General features: G+C 39.3%; 15 protein-coding genes and 1 tRNA gene. 1 reads left to right on the top strand and 15 read right to left on the bottom strand.

The window, feature by feature from the left end; genetic code table 11:
- Positions 1–34: 34 nt before the first annotated feature.
- From AC1Z3S_RS09865 to AC1Z3S_RS09820, 10 genes are all read right to left on the bottom strand, one after another.
- A complete protein-coding gene (locus AC1Z3S_RS09865; protein ID WP_461740229.1) occupies positions 35–1,534 on the bottom strand; it encodes a response regulator transcription factor in 1,500 nt (499 codons plus the stop codon).
- Positions 1,527–3,251 carry a sensor histidine kinase gene (locus AC1Z3S_RS09860; RefSeq protein ID WP_461740228.1) on the bottom strand — a complete coding sequence of 575 codons (1,725 nt, stop codon included), beginning with the start codon at positions 3,249–3,251 and terminating at the stop codon, positions 1,527–1,529. Before AC1Z3S_RS09860 ends, AC1Z3S_RS09865 begins: the two co-directional genes overlap by 8 nt.
- Entirely contained in the window at positions 3,244–3,858 is a 615-nt protein-coding gene (locus AC1Z3S_RS09855; protein ID WP_461740227.1) for a YesL family protein, read from the bottom strand. The genes AC1Z3S_RS09860 and AC1Z3S_RS09855 overlap by 8 nt, the downstream gene beginning before the upstream one ends.
- Positions 3,859–4,191: 333 nt before the next feature.
- Entirely contained in the window at positions 4,192–5,658 is a 1,467-nt protein-coding gene (locus tag AC1Z3S_RS09850) for an ABC transporter substrate-binding protein (RefSeq protein ID WP_461740226.1), read from the bottom strand.
- Between the two features lie 32 nt (positions 5,659–5,690).
- The gene (locus AC1Z3S_RS09845) at positions 5,691–6,614 is read right to left on the bottom strand and encodes a carbohydrate ABC transporter permease (protein ID WP_461736337.1); all 924 of its coding nucleotides are present in this window, start codon (positions 6,612–6,614) and stop codon (positions 5,691–5,693) included.
- A gap of 13 nt (positions 6,615–6,627) precedes the next feature.
- Positions 6,628–7,590 carry an ABC transporter permease gene (locus tag AC1Z3S_RS09840; RefSeq protein WP_265458311.1) on the bottom strand — a complete coding sequence of 321 codons (963 nt, stop codon included), beginning with the start codon at positions 7,588–7,590 and terminating at the stop codon, positions 6,628–6,630.
- A gap of 383 nt (positions 7,591–7,973) precedes the next feature.
- Positions 7,974–8,046 (bottom strand) — tRNA-Lys (locus AC1Z3S_RS09835).
- Positions 8,047–8,645: 599 nt separating this feature from the next.
- Positions 8,646–10,049 (bottom strand): glucuronate isomerase, encoded by a 1,404-nt coding sequence (gene uxaC / locus AC1Z3S_RS09830; protein ID WP_461740225.1) that lies wholly within the window; start codon positions 10,047–10,049, stop codon positions 8,646–8,648.
- A 136-nt stretch (positions 10,050–10,185) separates the two neighbouring features.
- Complete coding sequence (gene uxuA / locus AC1Z3S_RS09825; protein WP_461740224.1) at positions 10,186–11,253, bottom strand: mannonate dehydratase; 1,068 nt, start codon at positions 11,251–11,253, stop codon at positions 10,186–10,188.
- Positions 11,254–11,256: 3 nt separating this feature from the next.
- The gene (locus AC1Z3S_RS09820; protein WP_461740286.1) at positions 11,257–12,795 is read right to left on the bottom strand and encodes a mannitol dehydrogenase family protein; all 1,539 of its coding nucleotides are present in this window, start codon (positions 12,793–12,795) and stop codon (positions 11,257–11,259) included.
- Between the two features lie 277 nt (positions 12,796–13,072).
- On the opposite strand from AC1Z3S_RS09820, the gene AC1Z3S_RS09815 reads away from it, so the two are divergent.
- Positions 13,073–13,741, top strand: a complete 669-nt coding sequence (locus AC1Z3S_RS09815) for a GntR family transcriptional regulator (RefSeq protein ID WP_461740223.1) — start codon at positions 13,073–13,075, stop codon at positions 13,739–13,741.
- A gap of 83 nt (positions 13,742–13,824) precedes the next feature.
- On the opposite strand, the gene AC1Z3S_RS09810 is transcribed toward AC1Z3S_RS09815, so the two are convergent.
- From AC1Z3S_RS09810 to AC1Z3S_RS09790, 5 genes are all read right to left on the bottom strand, one after another.
- Positions 13,825–14,475, bottom strand: coding sequence for a hypothetical protein (locus AC1Z3S_RS09810; protein WP_461740222.1), 651 nt, complete (start codon positions 14,473–14,475; stop codon positions 13,825–13,827).
- Position 14,476: 1 nt separating this feature from the next.
- On the bottom strand, positions 14,477–16,606 hold the full coding sequence (locus AC1Z3S_RS09805; protein WP_461740221.1) for a hydantoinase/oxoprolinase family protein: 2,130 nt from the start codon (positions 16,604–16,606) through the stop codon (positions 14,477–14,479).
- 29 nt (positions 16,607–16,635) lie between these two features.
- Entirely contained in the window at positions 16,636–17,925 is a 1,290-nt protein-coding gene (locus AC1Z3S_RS09800; RefSeq protein ID WP_461740285.1) for a citrate transporter, read from the bottom strand.
- A gap of 378 nt (positions 17,926–18,303) precedes the next feature.
- Entirely contained in the window at positions 18,304–19,293 is a 990-nt protein-coding gene (locus AC1Z3S_RS09795) for an aldo/keto reductase (RefSeq protein WP_461740220.1), read from the bottom strand.
- A 211-nt stretch (positions 19,294–19,504) separates the two neighbouring features.
- Entirely contained in the window at positions 19,505–20,413 is a 909-nt protein-coding gene (locus AC1Z3S_RS09790) for an ROK family protein (RefSeq protein ID WP_461740219.1), read from the bottom strand.
- Positions 20,414–20,420: the final 7 nt, after the last annotated feature.

Here is a 20,420-nt window from a genome sequence, read left to right as displayed (position 1 = left end):
ATCTAATGTTCCTTTCCAAGCTCTCCACGGAGTTTCACAACCATTTTCCCTCTTGTTTGACTTCAGAATAATCCGTTAGATATTGTTCTCTAAATTCCTTTGGCGTGATACCATTGAGTTTTTTAAACATTTTGGAAAAATAATTGGTATTGTTGTAGCCAATTGCCTCCGCAATTTCATTGATGTTTTGATTGCTGTAGAGTAATAGCTGTTGCGCCCGCTTAATTCGAACTTGGTTTAAATACTGGGCGAAGCTGCTATGAAGCTCTTTTTTAAAGAGCTGACCTAAATAAACTGCATTTAAGTGTAATTCATCTGCGACATTTTTTAAGTTGAGCTCTTGTTTATATTTTTTTCGAACGATTTCAATTACCTGCTGACTTACCTCAGACAGCTGCTTTTCCACCGGTTGTTCACTAACCAGCTGCAAAAGTTCTTCTAAGACCTTTTTAAGTTGATAAAGAGTCGTACTGCTGCGAATCTTTTGAATCGTCGCCTCATAGACCGCTTTAGTAATCACCGGATATTGACGAGAAATATCCGCAAATAATAAAAAGGCAATGTAGCGGGCATTTTCTGGCCGCAGATGCTGACTTTGCACCTCTGCAAAAATTTTATCCAACTCCTGTTGAATCGTCTTGGCATCGCCAATCATTAAGGACTTATTAAAACCGAAAAAGGAAAATTCCGGTTCGGTCATTTCCTCCAGCATGTCCAAATGCTGGCTTGGCAACAGCTCGGGATAAAACTGATTCAACTCTTCAATCTGCAGAACCTTTTCATAACTTTCATACACATTTTCCCAGTCTTGAACGGTCTCCCCTGGATAGATAATGATGTTTTCGTTGAAACGGCGTTTTAAATCCGCCAAAAAGAGCTTAAAGCTAGAGGTTGCCCCTTGAAAAATAATTGTCAGCTGTTGGTCTTGTTGAGGCCCGCTAGTAATCAAAAGCTTTTGCCCCTTGAGCTTTAATTCCTTCATCAAAAGCAGCAGCTCTTTTGCTGTTCCCGTTACCTTAACAGCTGTATAGGGACCGGTAGTTTTCAGCATTAAGTTATCCATTAGTTCAAAGAATTCATGCTCGCTGAGTTCATCATTTAACCAGCGGCTGATGGAACTTTCTGTATACAATTGTTCCTGTTCTTTACGATATTGTTTATCGTCTAGTTCCTGACGAATTTTTTTGACAATTTCCGTCAATTCCTCTTTGTCTACCGGCTTAACTAGATAGTCCTTCACTCCTAAGCGAATGCCTTCTTTGACGTATTCAAATTCTTGATAGCCTGAGAGAAACACCGCTGAAAAATCATAGCCTAAAGCGTAGGCTTCACTAATCATTTGAATGCCGCTTAATTCTGGCATCGTAATATCGCTGATTATTAAATCCACCGGTTGCTCTTTGAGATAATCTAACGCTTCACGACCGGTACGGGCAGTCTTAACAATCTCAAACCCCAAATCCTGCCAAGGAATAATCTGTTTAAGCCCTTCTAAAATCATGTATTCATCGTCAACTAGCATGGCTTTATACAAGCTGTTTCCCTCCTTTGATGCGAATGGTGATGGTTGTTCCCTGTCCCAATTTTGAATTGATGGTCATAGTAAAAGCCTCACCGAAAAAGTGCTGCAGCCGTTCATAGACATTTCTGAGGCCAATCGAAGTGGTGAGCGGTGCCTCTGTTGCCGCTAATTTTTCTTGTAGCTGGCTCAAAGCTGGCTGACTCATGCCTTTGCCGTTATCAATCACCTTGATGACAACATCCTCTTTTTCAAAAAAGCTCTTTAAACTAATAGCATTATCATTGCGGGTGTAGTCAATGCCATGAACAAAATAATTTTCCACTAAAGGCTGCAAACTAAATTTAGGAATAATTAATTCCTCTAGTTCCGGCGCAATCGTAAAACGGTAGGCTACACGATCAGGATAGCGCATCTGATAAAGATAAACATATTTTTCGCAAAAAGATGTTTCCTTCTTTAACGAGGTGGTTTTCTCCTGGGTAGTATTATTTCGCAATAATGCAGAAAAGGCGTAGACAACATCCGCCAGTTCATCTTGTTGCTTACTTAAGGCATACATTCTGACATATTCCAAGGTATTGTATAAAAAATGCGGGTTGATTTGCGATTGCAGCGCCCGCATGTGGGCATCCCGTTGCTTAATTTCCAGTTCATAATTGTCTTTGATGTATTGATCCAAGCTTGCAATCATGAAATTAATCGCTTCGGAGAGATCAAATAGCTCATCTTGAACTTGCCCGACATCAATGCGTTCAGCTAGATTTCCTTCGGCAACACTGTGGGTGATGCCGACAATCGTTTCAATTTGTTGAAAGTAGCGATTAAAAGTTCGTTTCAACGTATAGAGTAAAATCCCTGCTAACGCCGTCCCCAAGAGAATAATTAGACTAAAGATTTGCAGATTTTTTGTCCACAAAACTTTTTTACTAGCGGTTAAGACATAGGAATTATTTTTACTGGTTTCTTTTTCCAGTACGTAATATTTTTTCTTAAACGTTGCTGGAATCACATCTTCTTGAATGCCCGTCAGCAACGCTTGGTACTCATGTGCAGAAACCTGATGCTGTGAAGAAAACATCACTTGATCAGCAGCATCAAAGATATAAGCGTCAATTCCTTCTGTCACCATGGTCTCAGCAAAAGTTCCTAAAACAGCCTCCTCTGAAAAGACTCCGTAAATCTGCCCGACAATTTGTGAGGTGTATTGATCAATAATCGGTCGATTGACAATAAAACCACCGGAAGGGGCGATTTCCCCCTGTGCTTTGACGCCGTTGTGATTGATCCGGTCAGCCTTCAGATAATTTTGCGAATCCTCCAAAGTGACATACAGCTCGTCTAAATCCGGAAAGGCTGTAAACAAGCCGCTGACCGTTGAAGAGATGCTGGTATCTTTTTGGTACTCCTCCCAAAATTTTTCCGTGTAGTTAAAATACTCTGAAGGAGACAACGTTAAATATTTACGGACATTGTCAATTGCCGTGTTGGAACTAGCCAATTCCATATATAAAAAGCTCATAGTATTGTCCTTATCCATCACATAGCTGCTAATCCGGTTTTCTAAAATGACCATCTCCGCCTGCAGTTTTTTGTAATTGGAATCCGTCGTAAAAACGCACAAAGCAGCCACCATTAGCAGGATGATTCCCACTAACAGAAGGCTGTAAATTTGCATCAAACGATTCATTAAATATTTTTTTTTGCCAAATCGAGGCCACCATTTACCCATGAGCCGCCAACTTTCTTTCTACTAATGTTCGACTTTCTTTGGTGGCATAGCCGCTCCAAATAATCAATAAAGCAAAGGTAGCAAAAAGTACCAATCCTTTGAAAAGCCAAGTGATGAACAGGATACTGACAACACCAAAAAGAATTTTTAGAAAAGTCCCGAAGTTTAAAAAAACACTAACGAAAGCTAATTTTACCACATTTAAAAGGGAAATGTCGTAGCTGGTTTGATAAAGCGTGACATAGATAAATAACACACTGACTAAAAGAATGGTAAAAAACAAGGCAAAATCAATCACCAGCCACACCAGTCCTTGAATTTGTACTGACAAGTACAAATTGTAGCTTAACAGACTAATGATTCCAAAAAATAAGAGAAAGTGCTGATTGCCTCGTTTAAAATTCATTTTCCAGCCGGCTAAAAATTTTTTAAAGGTAATCTCTTGATAATTGAGGCCGTGTTCTGCTAATAAGTCGTTCATCGTTTGAAAGGCTGGTCCGGCACCTAGCAAAATCCCCCCCATCAGAGAAAAAAGGATAAAATACAAATTCAATTTAATAATCATCCACAATACATAAAAAAGACGTTGAATACCACTGCTTTCCATTTTGTTCCCTCCATTGTTCTTCGAAATATCCAAAGACTGTGACACAAGCCTTTCAACAGAAGCAATCCTGAACTATCTTGTATTTGCTTTGTGATTCAATAAGTCCACGCCGCAAAATCATATTATCTAGCAGTTCTACTTGAAATGCTCACCAAGTTCAATTCTGTTTTTAACTAATGTCATAGTCTCTAGCTATTTACAAATAGCTAATAATGTTTTTTCGCCGATTGACCGGCTGCTGCGGGGATTTGCCAATGAATTTCCCACAGCAGCCGATAAGTCAGCTTGCTTCATAAAGATAGTTAAAACCTACTGTATTACTTAATTTATTGACTAGTCTTGGCTAGCACCAAACTCATCTAATTGCGCTTGCATTTTTTCCTGAACATCGCTCCAGCCAGCTTCTTCTAAAGCATCAATTAATTTCGGTAGATTTTCCTCTGGATCAATTGAACCGGTATTTAAATTCGCCCGGTAGCGATTCATTACGTTCATGATATTCGTTAATTCTGTTTTAAAATCATCCGTTTTTACATTGAAACCAAGAATTGGTGAGGACTCAGCATTTTCAATACTTTGGTCCCGCTCAGCAATCATTTCATCTGTCACAGTATCTGCAGTGTATAAAATCATGTTGTTACCGGTATTCCAAGCTGCCATGTGGGTTTTTGGCTGATAACCATCTAAAACTTCGACTTTATCATCGCCAACTTTTTCCCAGGCTTCACCTTCAATGCCCCATACCAAACCGTTTAATAATTCTGGGTCAGTGTTTAAAAGATTTAAAAATTCTACTGACTTTTCTTTATTTTTTGAAGTGTTTGACACGACAAAGTTCGCCATCTGCGCTTGACTAGTTGTTTGCAATTGAGTAGTCAACGGACGAGAAACTAATGGCTGACTAGCTGCTTGCGTTAAAATTGTATCACCGTAATCCAATGGTCCTTGGGTTTCTTCCCGCATAAACCAAGTATTGCCTTCTAATGGATAAGCTTGTGTACTAGTTGCGGCATCCGTTGGAATCAATCCTTCTTGATACCATTCATGTAAAACTTTTAACGTTTCTTGGAAATCAGCATCGGCATATTGATTGATAATTTGTGGATCGCCTGCTGCATTTAATTTCACGGCAAAAGGATAATCTTTACCTAATGGATAATCATAAGCACCTGAAGCTTTAAAATCTTGACCAATCGCAAAGGCTGCAATATTCGGCTCTTTTTCTTGGAATTGTTTCAAGACTTCCGTTGCAGATTCGTAGGAACCGTCAACTCCGCTGATATCTAAATCATACTTGTCGACATATTGTTGGTTAAAGGTTAATACTTGTTGGCCCCAAGTATTGCCATAAACTGGAATCGCATACAATTTGCCATCGACTTCATTGCCGACTTTATACATTTCCGGCAGCTGATCCATGTACTCTTTGGCATAGGTTTCTGCTAAATCCGTTAAATCCGCAAAGGCGCCTTTTTGGGCATTTGCGACATATTGAAAAGCAAAGGCGATATCATAACTTTCTCCTGAGTTGATGATGGTCGGCATTTTTTGCTCCCAATCGCCCCAGCTGATATATTGCAAATCAATCGTCACGCCGATTTTTTCTTCAATTTGCTTATTGGCAATCTCCATTAATTCGTCATAATTATCAGGTTTGTCTCCGACTTGATACATTAAAAGTGAGGTTGAACTGCTTTCTCCTTCTGTAGTCCCTTCAGTGTCGCTGTTACCACACGCAGCCAAGCCTAATGTCAATGAAGCTGCCGCTGTAATCCCCAATGCTTTCTTCCACGTTTTCATTATTTTGTCCACTTCCTTCTATTTTTATAAAACTATTCTTTGACACCACCAAGCGTTAAGCCACCCACAAAATATCTTTGGAAAAATGGATAGGTTAAAGCAATCGGTAATGTTGATACCACCACAATCGCCATCCGAGCTGACTCACTCGGCAAAGCAGCTAGGCCGCCTTGAATCTGCGCCCCCATCCCAGCATTACGAGCTAGGAAGTCTAAATTATTTTGAATTTTCATCAAGAGATACTGTAGCGGAACCAGCGTATCTTTTTGAATATAAAGTAACGCGTTGAACCAATCATTCCAATAACCTAAAGCCGCAAACAAACTAATTGTCGCAATCCCCGGAACCGCCAGTGGCAACACAATACTCCGGAAAATCCGCATTTCTGTCGCCCCGTCAATGCGGGCTGACTCGATAATACTATCTGGCACCGTTTTGATAAAGAAGGATCGCATAACAAGTATATTAAAAGGTCCTAAGGCTAAAGGTAGAATCAAGGCCCAAACTGTATCTTTTAAAGATAACAAGTTGTTGACCACTAGATAGGTTGCCACCATCCCCGGTGTAAATAACATCGTAATCAGAGCAAAGACGGTGAAAAATTTACGAAAGGGAAAATTCGAGCGGGAAATCGCATAGGCATATAAAGAAGTCATGCTTGTGTTGACTACCGTCCCTAAAACCGTCACAAAGACCGTTACGCCCAGCGCTCTAAAAATTTTGCTGCTCATCTCTCCGGCAAAAATATACTTATAGGCCTCAATCGAAAATTCTTTCGGCCAAAAACGATAGCCCATTTCTGCCAGTGAGGCTTCCTGCGTTAATGAAATCATCACCACGAAGAAAAATGGCATAACACAGGAGATTGCAAACAAAGCAATTACAATATTAAAAATCACATTCGCCGTTGGATTAAAGGAACGGATTTCAACTTTATTAATTTTTTTCTTTTTCATTGAAGTCCCTCCTTTAAAATAGTGCTGAATCCGGTTCAATTCGACGGACAATAAAGTTTGCCACCAATAAAAGTGCTGCCCCGACAACTGATTGATACAAACTAGCCGCCGCTGTCATACCTAAATCTCCAGTAGCAGTCAATCCATTATAAATGTAAGTATCCAGCACTGACGTTACTTGATACAAGGCCCCTGAATTACGCGGCACATTATAGAACATCCCGAAATCGGCTCGGAAAATCCCGCCAATATTCATAATCAATAGGACCATCATCATCGGAACAATTTGCGGAATGGTTACATTTTTAATCTGTTGCCACTTGCTGGCACCGTCCACCATCGCCGCCTCATAGTATGTCGGATCAATCCCCATCACCGAAGCGTAATAGATAATACTGTTGTAACCAAGACTCTTCCAAACGTTTAAAATGACAAAGATTAATGGCCACCAAGTTGGATCGTTGTACCAATTAATCGGATTCTTGCCGCCATTGGTTAGCCATTGATTGATAATCCCTTTGTCTGGACTTAAAAAGGCGTAGACAAAGTAGCCAATAACTACCCATGATAAAAAATAAGGCAGTAAAGACATCGTATGATAGACCTTCACCAATTTTTTATTGCGCAATTCACTCATAACAATTGCAAAGGTAATCGCAAAAAACAGGTTAAAAGCCAAGAAAACAATGTTGTATAATAGCGTATTACGGGTAATCAGCCACGCATCACTCGAGGCAAATAAGAATTTGAAATTCTCAAAGCCAACCCACGGGCTACTCAGCAAGCTATCAATAAAACCGTTTGGTGAAATATGAAAGTCCTTAAATGCAACCACATTGGCAAAAACTGGTATATAAAAGAAGAAAATAAACCAGATAAATCCCGGCAGCGCCATCAAAATCAACGCCTTATAGCGCCAAACATTCTGCCAAAACCCCTTTTTCTTTTTTTTGTTCATCCCTCCAGCTCCTTTCATGAGAAATGATACCGCTTCCCAAAAGAGATAGTAATGAACAAATTTAAGGTATCATGAAACAAATTAAAGAAGTTAACGGGAAATTTTTTTCATGAGACTGTGAGACTAATTAAAACAGAACTGATTTTTCCAAACAATATCAGCAAGCATCGCCAATTATTAAGAATTAGCGATGAGAATCTATTGAACCACTGTCTGACTTGTACTTTCTGTATCGAGGAGCCATTGGATTACAGAGACAAATACAATTTAAATTGGGATTCTATCTGTTAACAAGACTAAGGTCCCAACCATTTTTGAGGGCAAAAAAATAGAACAGCGCAAATTGTTTTCTAAATGCTTTCGCACCAACAATTTGCCTGTTCCGTGGGTTTGGCACCCAATGCCCCCTGTAGGGCTCGAACCTACGACCCATAGATTAAGAGTCTACTGCTCTACCAACTGAGCTAAGGAGGCGTTATTCAAAAATCGTACTTCAATATCTTAGCACTTCATTTTTTAAAAAGCAACTAAAAAATGAGGTCAATGATTAGATAATTTTTTCTATTAATCCTTAAAGATTATCAGTAACAATACTTTACACAGTAGCGAATCTAATCTATTGCATCTGACTGCTAAAGCCGTTAGTTCAAAGCTTTGGTTGCTTCTGCTTAACTTTATGTAATCCCATCAAAAATGGGTGTCACAACAGAGGATTGCAAACCTAACCAGAATTAATTCTTCTCGAGGGCTGACTCTTCAATCCGAAAATTAAAAATATTCTGAAAAACAAACAAGGGATGTAAATAATCTCCACTCAGATATAAAAAATGGCAGTTCTGTAAACCGACGCTTACCAACTTTCCTCATGAAAAAAACAAGCTGTGTCAGTTGTCTCTCAACAGATGCAATCCCAACTTTCTTGCATCCATCTCTAAGGTTCAATTTAATTCGTAAACACAATATTAAATTGTCCTTACTGAACAGAATCCAGCTTTAGTAGGATTCTGTTTAGGATAATGCCACAGCTTATTTAACTTTAAATAAGTAACCTGAGATATAAATTAATCCTCTCTCTAGTCTTCTGGTAGTGAAAAGCCAAAATATTCCGCTGCATTATGGTAGGCTATCTTAGCTAATATTGGTCCAATTACAGCTGTATCTGCAGGTAATTGGCCATCTTCTACCCATTCACTGACTAGCTGACATAAAATTCTTCTGAAATACTCATGCCGCGGATAAGACAAGAAGCTTCTAGAATCTGTCAACATACCGACAAAGTTGCCAAGAATACTACCTTCTGCTAAAGCTGTCAATTGGTGACGCATACCACTATAAGTATCATTAAACCACCAAGCAGAGCCAAACTGAATTTTATTTTTAACTTCTCCTTCAAAACAACCCATTAAGGTAATTAATGGAATAAAATCATTCGGATTAAGAGAATATAAGATTGTTTTCGGCAGTTGATTCGTTTCATTGACAAAATTAAAAGCTTTGCCAATAGCTTCAACAATACGCCCATCATTCATCCCATCACCGCCAACATCAGCACCAACTTGTCGGAATAACTGACTATTGTTGGAGCGTGTCGCCTGCAAGTGCAACTGACAGGTCCAGCCTTGATCATGGTAAAGCTTCATTAAATCACATAGTAGCTGATAATGATAGCTCGCTTCTTCCTCAGGCGTTAAAGTTTGCTGATTCAAACCCTTTTTAAAAATACTATCCAGCTTCGCTTCAGAGGCCTCGGCGTATACAAGTTCAGTGAAACTATGGTCAGATAAGCGACAGCCGTTTTCATGGAAATAGGCAATACGTTTCTTTAACGCAAAGAGCATTTCTTGATAGGTAGTCACAGGTAATCCAGTAGCTTCAGCCAAACTTTTTTGATAGGCGGAAAAAGTAGTTGCTGTAATATTAATTACTCCATCAGGTCGAAAAGTTGGAAAGACCCGAAATACTTTTTCTTCTTTTGCCAACTTTTGATGAAAACTTAAATCAGAAAGAGGATCGTCCGTTGTGCAGATAACTTTTACTTTCATTCCTTTAATCAAACCTCTAGTGCTCATCTGGTTCTCTTGGAGTTTTTGATTAGCTTTTTCCCAAATAAGGGCTGCCGTCTTTCTTGATAGGACTTCTTTGATACCGAAAATCCGCTGTAATTCTAAATGCGTCCAAACATATAACGGATTACCCAAACAGCCCTCAATCGTTTCCGCCCAGGCGAAAAATTTTTGATAATCATCACCTGCTCCGGTAATTAATTCTTCAGGCACACCATTAGCTCGCATAAGGCGCCATTTATAATGGTCGCCACCAAGCCAGGCCTGGGTAATATTGTCAAATTTTTGATTCTCGTAGATTTCTTGAGGATCTAAATGGCAGTGATAATCAATAATTGGCATGTCTGCCACATAGTCGTGGTAGACCTTTTTAGCGAAATCATTTTTTAAAACAAAGTTTTGATCTAAAAACATTGCTTCATCCCTTTCATCTTTCAGTCCATTGTAGCTAGTTACTAAAAATCCTTACCTCTTGCTGTCTTTTAGTTGGTATAGACACTTTGAAAACTCAGAGCACCGATTGGCGATATCTAATGCTAGCATTTTTTACCTATGCTTTAGTGAGTGCCTCCCATAAACCTTGCAGGTAGGACGCTCCAATTGCACGATCGTAAAGACCGTAACCCGGACGACCAGTTTCTCCCCAAATCATACGGCCATGATCTGGACGGATAAAACCGTCAAATCCATTGTCGTACATTGATTTTAATATTTTATACATGTCCAATGAACCTTCTGAAGAGAGGTGGGGTGATTCATAAAAATCCATATCATGCCCCATGTATTTGATATTACGTACATGAGCAAATGGAATCCGATCCCGTTTACAAAATTCTGCTAAGATAGCATAAACATCATTATTTGGATCTTCACCAATTGAACCAGTACAAAGAGTAATACCATTTGAAGGACTGTCCACCACATTACATATCCAATCTAAGTCATCACGGTTTTTAACAATCCGTGGTAAATTGAAAATCGAATACGGTGGGTCATCTGGATGGATTGCCATCTTAATACCGACTTCCTCACAAGTCGGAATAATGGCCTGCATGAAGTATGCAAAATTTTCTCTTAGTTTTTCTTCATCGACATCGTGATAGGCTTTAAATAATTCCTTCACATGGGCTAAACGCTCTGGTTCCCACCCCGGTAGCGAATAACCACCACTGCTTTCTTCAACTTCTTTGACAATATCTTCTGGGTCACGATCAATACCAGCTTTTTCAAATGCCATGGTAATGGAATCATCAGGTAAAACATATTCTAAATCCGTTTTAATCCAATCGAAAATCGGCATAAAATTATAACAGATAACTTCGATACCAAATTCTGCTAAATTGCGAATCGTTTCTTTATAATTCTCAATATAACGATCTCTAGAAGGTAAGCCAATTTTTATATCATCGTGAATATTAACACTTTCAATAACTTTTAAAGTTAAACCTGCGGCTTCAATCTCTTCTTTTAAAGCTCTGATTTGCTCTTTAGGCCACACCTCTCCTGCCGGAATATCAAACAAAGTGCCTACGATTCCTTTCATACCCGGAATCTGTCGAATATCTCCTAATTTTATTTTGTCATCATTTTTGCCGAACCAACGAAAAGTCATTTCCATTACTTACTCACCTCTAGTGTATTTTTTTAAAGTTGTGCGAATAGCTCCAGGACCCTGTAGTAATTCCGAAGTGTAACCAATAATTTTATCAGCCAAATCAGCTTGATATAAATTGACACCAAAAATTTCAGCATTGCTTAAAATGGGTTGTAGAGCTGCAGCTAAACCATCGGTCCTACCTAAACCGATTCGTGCCAACTGCTCTGTCAAACTAGCCAATAAAGGATCAGGACTGAGTTGGATTGGCTCTCCATAATCATCAACACCGACTAAGTAACGGAACCAGCCTGCAATTGCCAATGGAATATAGGTCAATTCAGCTGTTGAGCGGGTTGTTGATTCCATATATTTTCGAATAGTTTCACCAAATCGAATTCCAACCTTTTGAGAAGTATCACTGGCAATTCTTTGCGGAGTGTCAGGGATTAATGGATTTGGTAACCGCTTGGTCAACAGCTCATCAATAAACTGTTTGGGATTAATAATTTTTGGATCATCCACCACAGGTAACCCTTCTAGATAGCCGACACCTTTAATCAAAGCCACAAGTTCAGGGTCCTTCATTTCCGCTGCAATCGACTGATAATCAAGCGCACAGCCATAAACTGCTAAAGTTGTATGCAGAGGATTTAAACAAGTGGTCACCTTCATAGCATCTGTGCGATCGACAGTTTCACGATCTGTCAAAATCACCCCAGCTTTAGTAAAATCAGGACGCCCATTCGGAAAACTATCCTCAATCACCAAATAATGTGTCTCCTCTGTATTGGCAAAGGTTGCTAAATTTGTCCCTTTTTCAGTCCGAATCAGCTTTGCTGGTTCAATACCAGCTTTGTTTAAAGCATCAGCAACCACTTGGGAAGGATTCGGTGTAATTCGATCAATCATCGACCAAGGAAAACTGACTTGTTGAGGATTAGATAAATAGTCGATAAATTCCTGTGTTACAAAATTATGCTCTAGCCAACCGGTTGCAATCGTTAAAATGGCCTCTTGAAATTTCAGGCCATTTCTTGAGAAATTGTCCGTTGAAACTAACGCAATCGGTGCGGCATTTTTAGTAAAGCGTCCCCATAAGAGGCTCGCAATGATGCTCATCGTATGTTGACCAGCATCAGGCCCCGTCTTTAAATCCTGTTGGATGATTTTTGAAAAATCACCTGTTAAATCTCTCAGTCCATACCCTTTTTCTGTAATTGTCACTGTGATAAATTTCAAACTGGGATTTTCGAAGACCTCTTTCATTCTTCTGTACGATGCTGGTCGATTCGGATGGCAAAAATGACTTTCCGCTGTTACAACATTCAAAATTTTTTCTAATTGACCTGATTCATGCATAATAACTTCAAAAAAACTATTCTCATACGGCTGATAAACACGGTCGATAACCTGTTCATCGAAGGTTTCGCAAACAATCACACCACTGCTTATTTCACCAGCTTCTGCTAATTTTTGAGCAATTTCACCATGAAACGCACGATATAAGTTGCCACCACCAAAATGAACCCACTCTGGAGCTATATGTGTTTGTTCAAGAAGCATTTCAGGATTTAATTGGGGAATCAGGACACCCTGCTCTGCTAAAATAAACCGTTCTTCCCAAAGATTTTTTGTAGTCACTGATATCTTCCTCCTACATATTTTTAGCTGCATCATTTTAAATGCAGACTCTGACACAATTTCTCTACTTCTTTTCCTTAATTTTTTGAAAAAGTCCGACTAATCGATACCTAATCAAAAGATTTAGCTAAACAAATTTTACCTGCAGATGAATGACTAAAATGTTATAATACTTGAAAATATTAAATGGTAGGGACTATTGATGACAATTAATTTACAGCAACAAGCCTTTCAAGCGATTCGCAGTCAGATTATTCATTCGGAACTTGCCCCCGGTTCAAAAATATCTGAAAAAGAGCTCGAGGAACGTCTGCAGATTGGACGAACACCGATTCGTGAGGCATTAATCCAACTGAGAAACCAAGAATTGATTTATACCATTCCCCAGTCAGGAACTTATATCTCTCAAATTGACATCCAATCTTCGGCAAATGCTCGCTACACGCGAGAAGTGTTGGAAAAGGCCGTTTTGCAAGAATGCAGTGCAAAATTAACCGCCGATGGTCGAAAAATTTTAGAAACTATCCTTAACCAGCAGGAAGCTACCGCTTTAAAAAGGAATAAAAAAGAATTCTTTCACTGGGACAACACCTTCCATAAAACCTGCTTTGAGCTAGCAGGAAAAGGAGATATCTGGACCTGGCTTGAAAACTATAGTGTCCATCTCGATCGCTTTCGCTGGTTAAGGGTTAACATCGTTGATTGGAGTTGGGAACGTCTAATCAATGAACACAGTATGATCTTTCAAGCGATGATTGATCATGACCTAGATGAAATCAGTTTCCTGACATCACTTCACTTGCACATGATTATTGAAGAACAAGATTCAATTATTGATAAATATCCAGATTATTTTACTGGAGTCTAAATTGGATGACCCGACGAACAATTTCAGGCTGTGCTACAAGCATTAATTGCTTAGGCACAGCCTGATTTAGCTTGTCAATCGGTTTAGTTATTATGTCGCTGATAAGAGATAACTTCTTGATACATCTCAATTGCTTGATCTTGGTTATAGGGCCAAACCAATAGAATATCTAACATGAATGGGGAAAACTCTGTTTGGTTCAATTCCTTAGAAAAGCTCATAGCGGCAATCTCACTAAGAGAGCGAATTGTAGACCGATGTTGATAACCAAAAAATTTCCACAGAACAATTTTTTTGTTTTGCGTGTAACTATTTGAATCATGGGACTCAATGTGATGATATAACTCATGGCTCAAAATAAGCGATTCTAATTTTGTTCTGGTAAATAACTGATCTTGAGTAGAGTCAAGAAATTTTTCTAACGGCCGATCCATCAGTAAAATCCCCCGAGAAGAATCATATAAAGCAAAGAGCAGACGGCTACCAATTTGTTCCTCCTGTTGATGAACAACAGTAACCTTTAACTCCTCCAAAATTTCTTGAACTGTTTTGTTTGGGAACTGTTTGCTAATTTTACGAGCCGCTGCTTGACCGCTTACAAAAGCTTCTCGGCTCATTAGTTGTTGCTCCTCTGGTGAAATCTTTTTTTGCAATGGGTCCCGCGCAAACTGAAAGGCACTCCACGTTTCATCGGAAACGGCTGCTAGTTGGGTGATTAGCTCCTGCAACTCCATCTTAAGTTTGCTTAATATTAGCTGCTACAACAATGACCTCTTCTTCTGGTTCCAACGTTGAAACTTCCAAATCGGTCAACAACTGTAATTGATCAAACTCTGTAGCTGAAAAATCTGATACACGAGCTCCTAAGCATAGGTAGAATTCTGGACGAGCAATCAACTCTGTTTGATAGACAGCCATTTCATCCCATAGTTGGCTCAAGGCATCTAAATAATTGGCTGCTGTTGTCTTCAAGCAACGAGCATGGCCCCGTTGAACCTTGATAAAACCTTTTTTATCAATGATTCGCAAGGCACTCGCTTTATCCGCCTGTCCTTTTTCACCGTAAACATAAAAGTAATCTGATTTAGCCATTAATTCCACATCAGTAGCTGTCATCCGCAAATCTTCAGCTGCAATTTCAGCTGCTTCCGCCTCATCTACTTCTTTTGTCAAATCGGTCGCTTTTACTTCAGTTGAACCTGTTGCAATCGCCGTAACTTTTGATGTTTGAGGATCAATTTCAATATGGATTTCCACCGATTCAGGTGTTGCACCGGATTCAATTGCCTTGTTCATTGCTTCGTTTTTGATTGAGCGGATATCTTCTTTACTAGGGGACGGCATAATCCGTTCGACTACATCCCGGACCATTGCAAGAGCCACTCCTATTGATGAGATTACTTCAGCATTCTCAGGTATTGAATACTTGACGCCCATCTTATCGCTAAAGTAGACAATTAAGGAAGCTGCTCCGCCACCTACTCCAACTAAAGAAATCTGATCTTTTTCTAGCTTATACTTTTCAGCTAATTCTAAAATCACTGGCTCGATTTTGGCATAAGCTCTTTCCATAATTTGTTTAGCAATATCTTCAACAGTAGTTCCACAGTAATCAGCCAAAGCCTGTATAGCCTTTCTGGCAGATTCGACATTTCCATATGAGAAATGTTCAGGATTTACTAAACCTAAAACATTGGCCGCACAAGAGTTGGTTATGGTTACCTCGTCACCATCCTCTAAAACAATTTTGACATAATCTGCGGGATCACCCTCTTTAGGCGAGAAAAATTCTACCCGCGGACCTTTAATTTTTTCCTCTGGTGTAAAGACTGCATAATCTAGACCAGCAATGTGGGCTGAACGGGGACCAACATCAACTACACCTTCTTTGTTAGCCCGCACCATAGACCCGCCAGCTACTCCTAAAACACGAACGTCTAATGAAGAAATATATGTCGGATGACCCCCAACAATAGAATAATCAATGGCAGGACGACCGTTTTTGATGACTCCAATATTTGTCGTAGTACCACCAACTTCAAAATAGACTCCATTTGATGCTCGCAAATACATTAGTGAACCCATCACAGAAGCAGCAGGTCCGGATAGCATTGTTAAAACTGGCCGCTTTTTCATTTCAGTAATTTCCATTACACCGCCGTCGCCCCGCATAATCATTAAAGGCACATTGACGCCGGCTTCCCGCACTGAACCTTCAGTTGAATTGGCAGTGTCCAGCATTTTAGGTAAAATTGAAGCGTTAATTGCAGCTGTTCTGGTCCTTCTGGTCAAACCATAAAGCTTTGTAATATCTGATGCCATAGTCGTTGGAATATCTAGTTTGGTGGCTGCTTCGTACACTACTTTTTCCGGTTCCCCATTATCGACCCCAAAAGCCATCGAAGAAACTAGCACTTTTGCACCCTGGGTTTCCAACTCAGCAATACTTTGTTCCGCCCGATCAAAGCTCAATTGCTTTAATGGGATGAAAGAATTTGCAATACTAATTTTTTTATTATTACCTAAGTCAATATCCTCTAGTTTTGTTTGCCGTTTAGCTAAGAAACCCTCAAGGCCGCCTTTGGCAATGCCAATTACGCCGACTTTAGCTACGTCCCCTTCAATTAATGCATTCGTAGCCTGGGTGGTTGAATGAGCTACAAAGACAACATCATCAGGACTAATATCATTTTCCTGTAGACAATTTTGAAATGATTGAACAACACCAGCTGCTACCCCGCGAGGATCATCGTGGGTTGTTTTAACTGATGACTTTCCAATAATATCATGGGTAGCATTATCAATAGCTACTGCTTTTGTGTGGGTTCCCCCCACGTCGATTCCCATTCTGACAGAGCGTTCCATAGATAATCCTCCTTAATTTCAATTACTGCTTAAAAATTTCCATATAAAGCATAAACAATTAGACAAACAATAATCCCGATAATCCAACCAGTTGGAATTGATTTTTGCATATAGTCCCGTGATGAAACTTTTGTATAGCCTAAGCCCCAAGCAACCCAAGACTGCGTGATATCTAAATGTTGTGGTGCAACGGTTGTCGTCGCAAATAGTGGATATAAGAAACTCACTGGCATCGTTGGATTGACTGCCAGCACGACAGCTAAAATTGCCGATCCGGAACCAACCAAATTTAATGGTCCCCGGAAAAAGCCCAACGGTGTTAAAATAGCAAAAGCAATAGCCAACACTAGTGCAGAGGTTGGAATAAAGTCACCTAAAACTGCTGAGAAATAAGGGGCAGCATAGGTAGCCGCATTATTAAACATTGATAGTGTTAATAAAAATCCGACCATCGGTGCAACATCAATAGCGCCATCTGTAAAGAGTTTAGCAAAACGTCGACAAATTTCAGTATAGCCTCCACGAAGTTTTCCAGTAAAGAGCATCGCATAGATACCAGCGAGTAAGAATCCCAATATAATCGGAATATTTAAAACGACAACTCCCAGAACAGGCAAGAGAACCGCAATCCATGAAATTGCTGGTGCATTATCATCACCTGATTTTAATTCGGCAGCCATTGCGTAAGTTTTTTTCTTTTTCATGCCGAGATTAGCAACAACTAAAACCACAACTAAACTGACAATCATGCCAATGATCCCAATCGTAAAGTAATCATTGTAAGTGTATGATTCTGCCGCTGGGTTAAAACCAGCAAAAATAGTGATGTATTGCTGGAAGTTCACAATATTCCCAAAAATCCCTGCCATGATTGAACCCATAAAGGCAAACAGAGCAATTGGTGCTGAAATACCTAATGATAATAGTATTGGCAATACAATAACCGCAATTGAAATTACTGGTCCAATTCCTGTCATTGACATAAAGATAACCGCTGTCACAATACATAATAAACTCATAGTAATACGTGGTTTGTCGCCGCCCAGCTCAACTACTTTACGAATCAAAGTAGCGGCAATACCAGTATCGACTAAAACTCGTCCAAAGAAGGCGCCGAAGAATACATTAACTAAAATTGAGCTTGCATAATTCGCTGGACCTGTTGCATAAATATAGGTTAATACATCAATTAACGACTGTCCCTCCATTGCTGGATTTGGTGAAGAAGAATTTCCAATAAGTGCTAGTATCATCCAGAGCGTTGCCATGAGAGTAAAACCTACCATTAAGTTAAACCCTTTAACACAGTACCAAACCATAAAGAAGAATGACGCAATCAACAGTACCCCAATTAAAATCTCCACTTTATTTCCTCCGTTCTTTCTACTTTTCTAATATACTCTAATTGATATATCAGTTAATTCTATGATACCCGGTTTTGTAATCGCTATCATTAATATAATATTAAAAAAAAGATAAAAATTACACATAATTTCAAAAAAATCATCTGTTTTTCTAAAAAAACACCAAAACTGAAATACCAGTTTATTGCTATGAAATATAATTTACATAACAAAAGAAATTACTTTGTATTGCATTCAAAACAAGTGGCATATGATCCCTTACTGTTTTTTACTTTCCTGCATAATAAAAAAACCTTGAGCAGCCCTAGCCAACTTCAAGGTTTTTACACAATTTTATTTCAATACATTATCAATTGCTTCTAATTCTTTTCTTGAAAATTCAAGATTGTCGAGAGCTGAAATATTATCATCAAAATTTTTCACTTTAGTCGTTCCGATAACAACTGAGGTAATTGCTTTTTGATTTAGTAACCAGGCTAAAGCTAATTGTGACAGGGTTTGATTCCGCTCATTCGCAATTTGTCGCAACTGCTGTAACTGTTTTTGAGTCTTTTCTCGGTTACCTTTTTCAAGTAGTTGACTATTCGTGCGGTGAATTGGGAAATCATCGGGAATTGCTTCACTGAATTTATCGGTCAATAAGCCTTCTGCAAGCGGACCATAGGCAATTCCACCAATTTTTTCTTCCTCTAAAACATCAAACAGACCATCGGCCTCGAGTTCTCGGTTCATCAAATTATAAGACATTTGGTGAATAACAAACGGAGTACCTTTGCCCTTTAACAATCTAGCCATTTCTTTGGTTTCTTCTGCACTATAATTGGAAATCCCAACATAAAGCGCCTTACCTTGTCGAACAATTAAATCCAGCGCTTCAGCAGTTTCTTCAAAAGGAACTGTCGGATCTGGTCGATGACTATAAAAAATATCTACATAATCTAGCTTCATACGTTTTAAACTAGCATCTAAACTGCTATACAGATATTTTTTTGAGCTCCCTTCACCAAATGGCCCTTCATACATTAAAAATCCGGCTTTGGTTGCAACAATTATCTCATCCCGATAAGGACGTAAATCGGCCTCGTAAATCTGACCAAAAGTACTTTCAGCACTACCAGGACCTGGCCCATAGTTATTTGCCAAATCAAAGTGAAAGACTCCTTGATCAAAAGCATGAAGAACCAATTCACGACTCTTAGCTAAAGTTCCTTGGTCCCCGTGACCTCTCCATAATCCTAAAGAAACTGGTGGCAAAACCAAACCTGATGCGCCGGAACGACGATAAGACATCTTTTGATAACGATTTTCTGCTGCTGAATACATGAATCAAACCCCCTTCAGATTTTAAGATCATCTTTATCTTACCAAAAATATTGAAATATTTTTAATAATACGATTGAAATGATAAAATTTGCAAGGAATTTTTCTGAATCAGGCAAATCAGCCTAAAGTCTCACAACCTAAACAATTATTTAAGTGATTAAAACCCGACGGACGAGCTTTCTACCCAAATCCTTGCGATATAACCTTCCCCTCAGGCCAAATCCTTCTCTAAAAACAACTGATAAATGGCTCCTAACAAGTTGGCTTGACTTCTAAAAGCACAGCTTTGAATTTCCATTGGATAAAAGGAATTTTTGAAAAAATCTGAGACATTCCGCAGCAGATGATATTGACGATTAATTTCTTCAATCAAAATTTCTTGGGCACTGATGCCGCCGCCAATCACAATTCTTTGCGAGTCCAAGGTTGCCTGTAGATTTAAAATCATCCAAGCAATTTCCCGGCAATAGGTTTCAAATAATTCCGTCAGCCGAGGATTATCTTTTCTAGCAATTGCCTGAAACACAGCGACACCGTCACTATCATCGGCTAGTTGTAAAATTCCGCTGGCCCTTTTAATAAAATAGACCGCTGAAGTCGTATAAGCAATCACATTTTCCATTTCAGCAGGTGCAGGTGTCCGTAAAAGAAAACTCAGTTCCCCCGCTTGAAAATGATTACCCTGCACTAATTTGCCATCAACAATAATGCCGCCACCAATGCCTGTGCCTAAAACAATAGCTGCTCCATTGGCCACGCCTTTTAGATTGCCTAGCCATAATTCAGCTAAAGCAGCAGCCTTGCCATCATTACTGACTGCGCATTCTAAACCAAAGCGATCGCTGAAAAATTTCTTAAAGGAAAATTCATGTAAAAAAGGCAGGGCGCCACCGTTATAAATAATCCCTGTTGCCGGATCGACGCGTCCCGGGCAACTGATTCCCACGCCTTTGATTACTTCTTGAACAGGTAGAACGACTTCTTGAATGGCTATCAATAAATCCTCTAAATTGTGGGGCGTTTTAAATTTATTTTCTTTTTCAATATTCCCTGAATGATCAATGGTCGTGTGTTTGACAAAAGTCCCGCCGATGTCAATTGCTAAATATCCATGTGCCATCTTGTCA

The organism is Enterococcus sp. LJL90 (assembly GCF_056924355.1).
The sequence above is the reverse complement of the archived record's forward strand: the minus strand, read 5'-3'. Positions and strand labels throughout refer to the sequence as shown.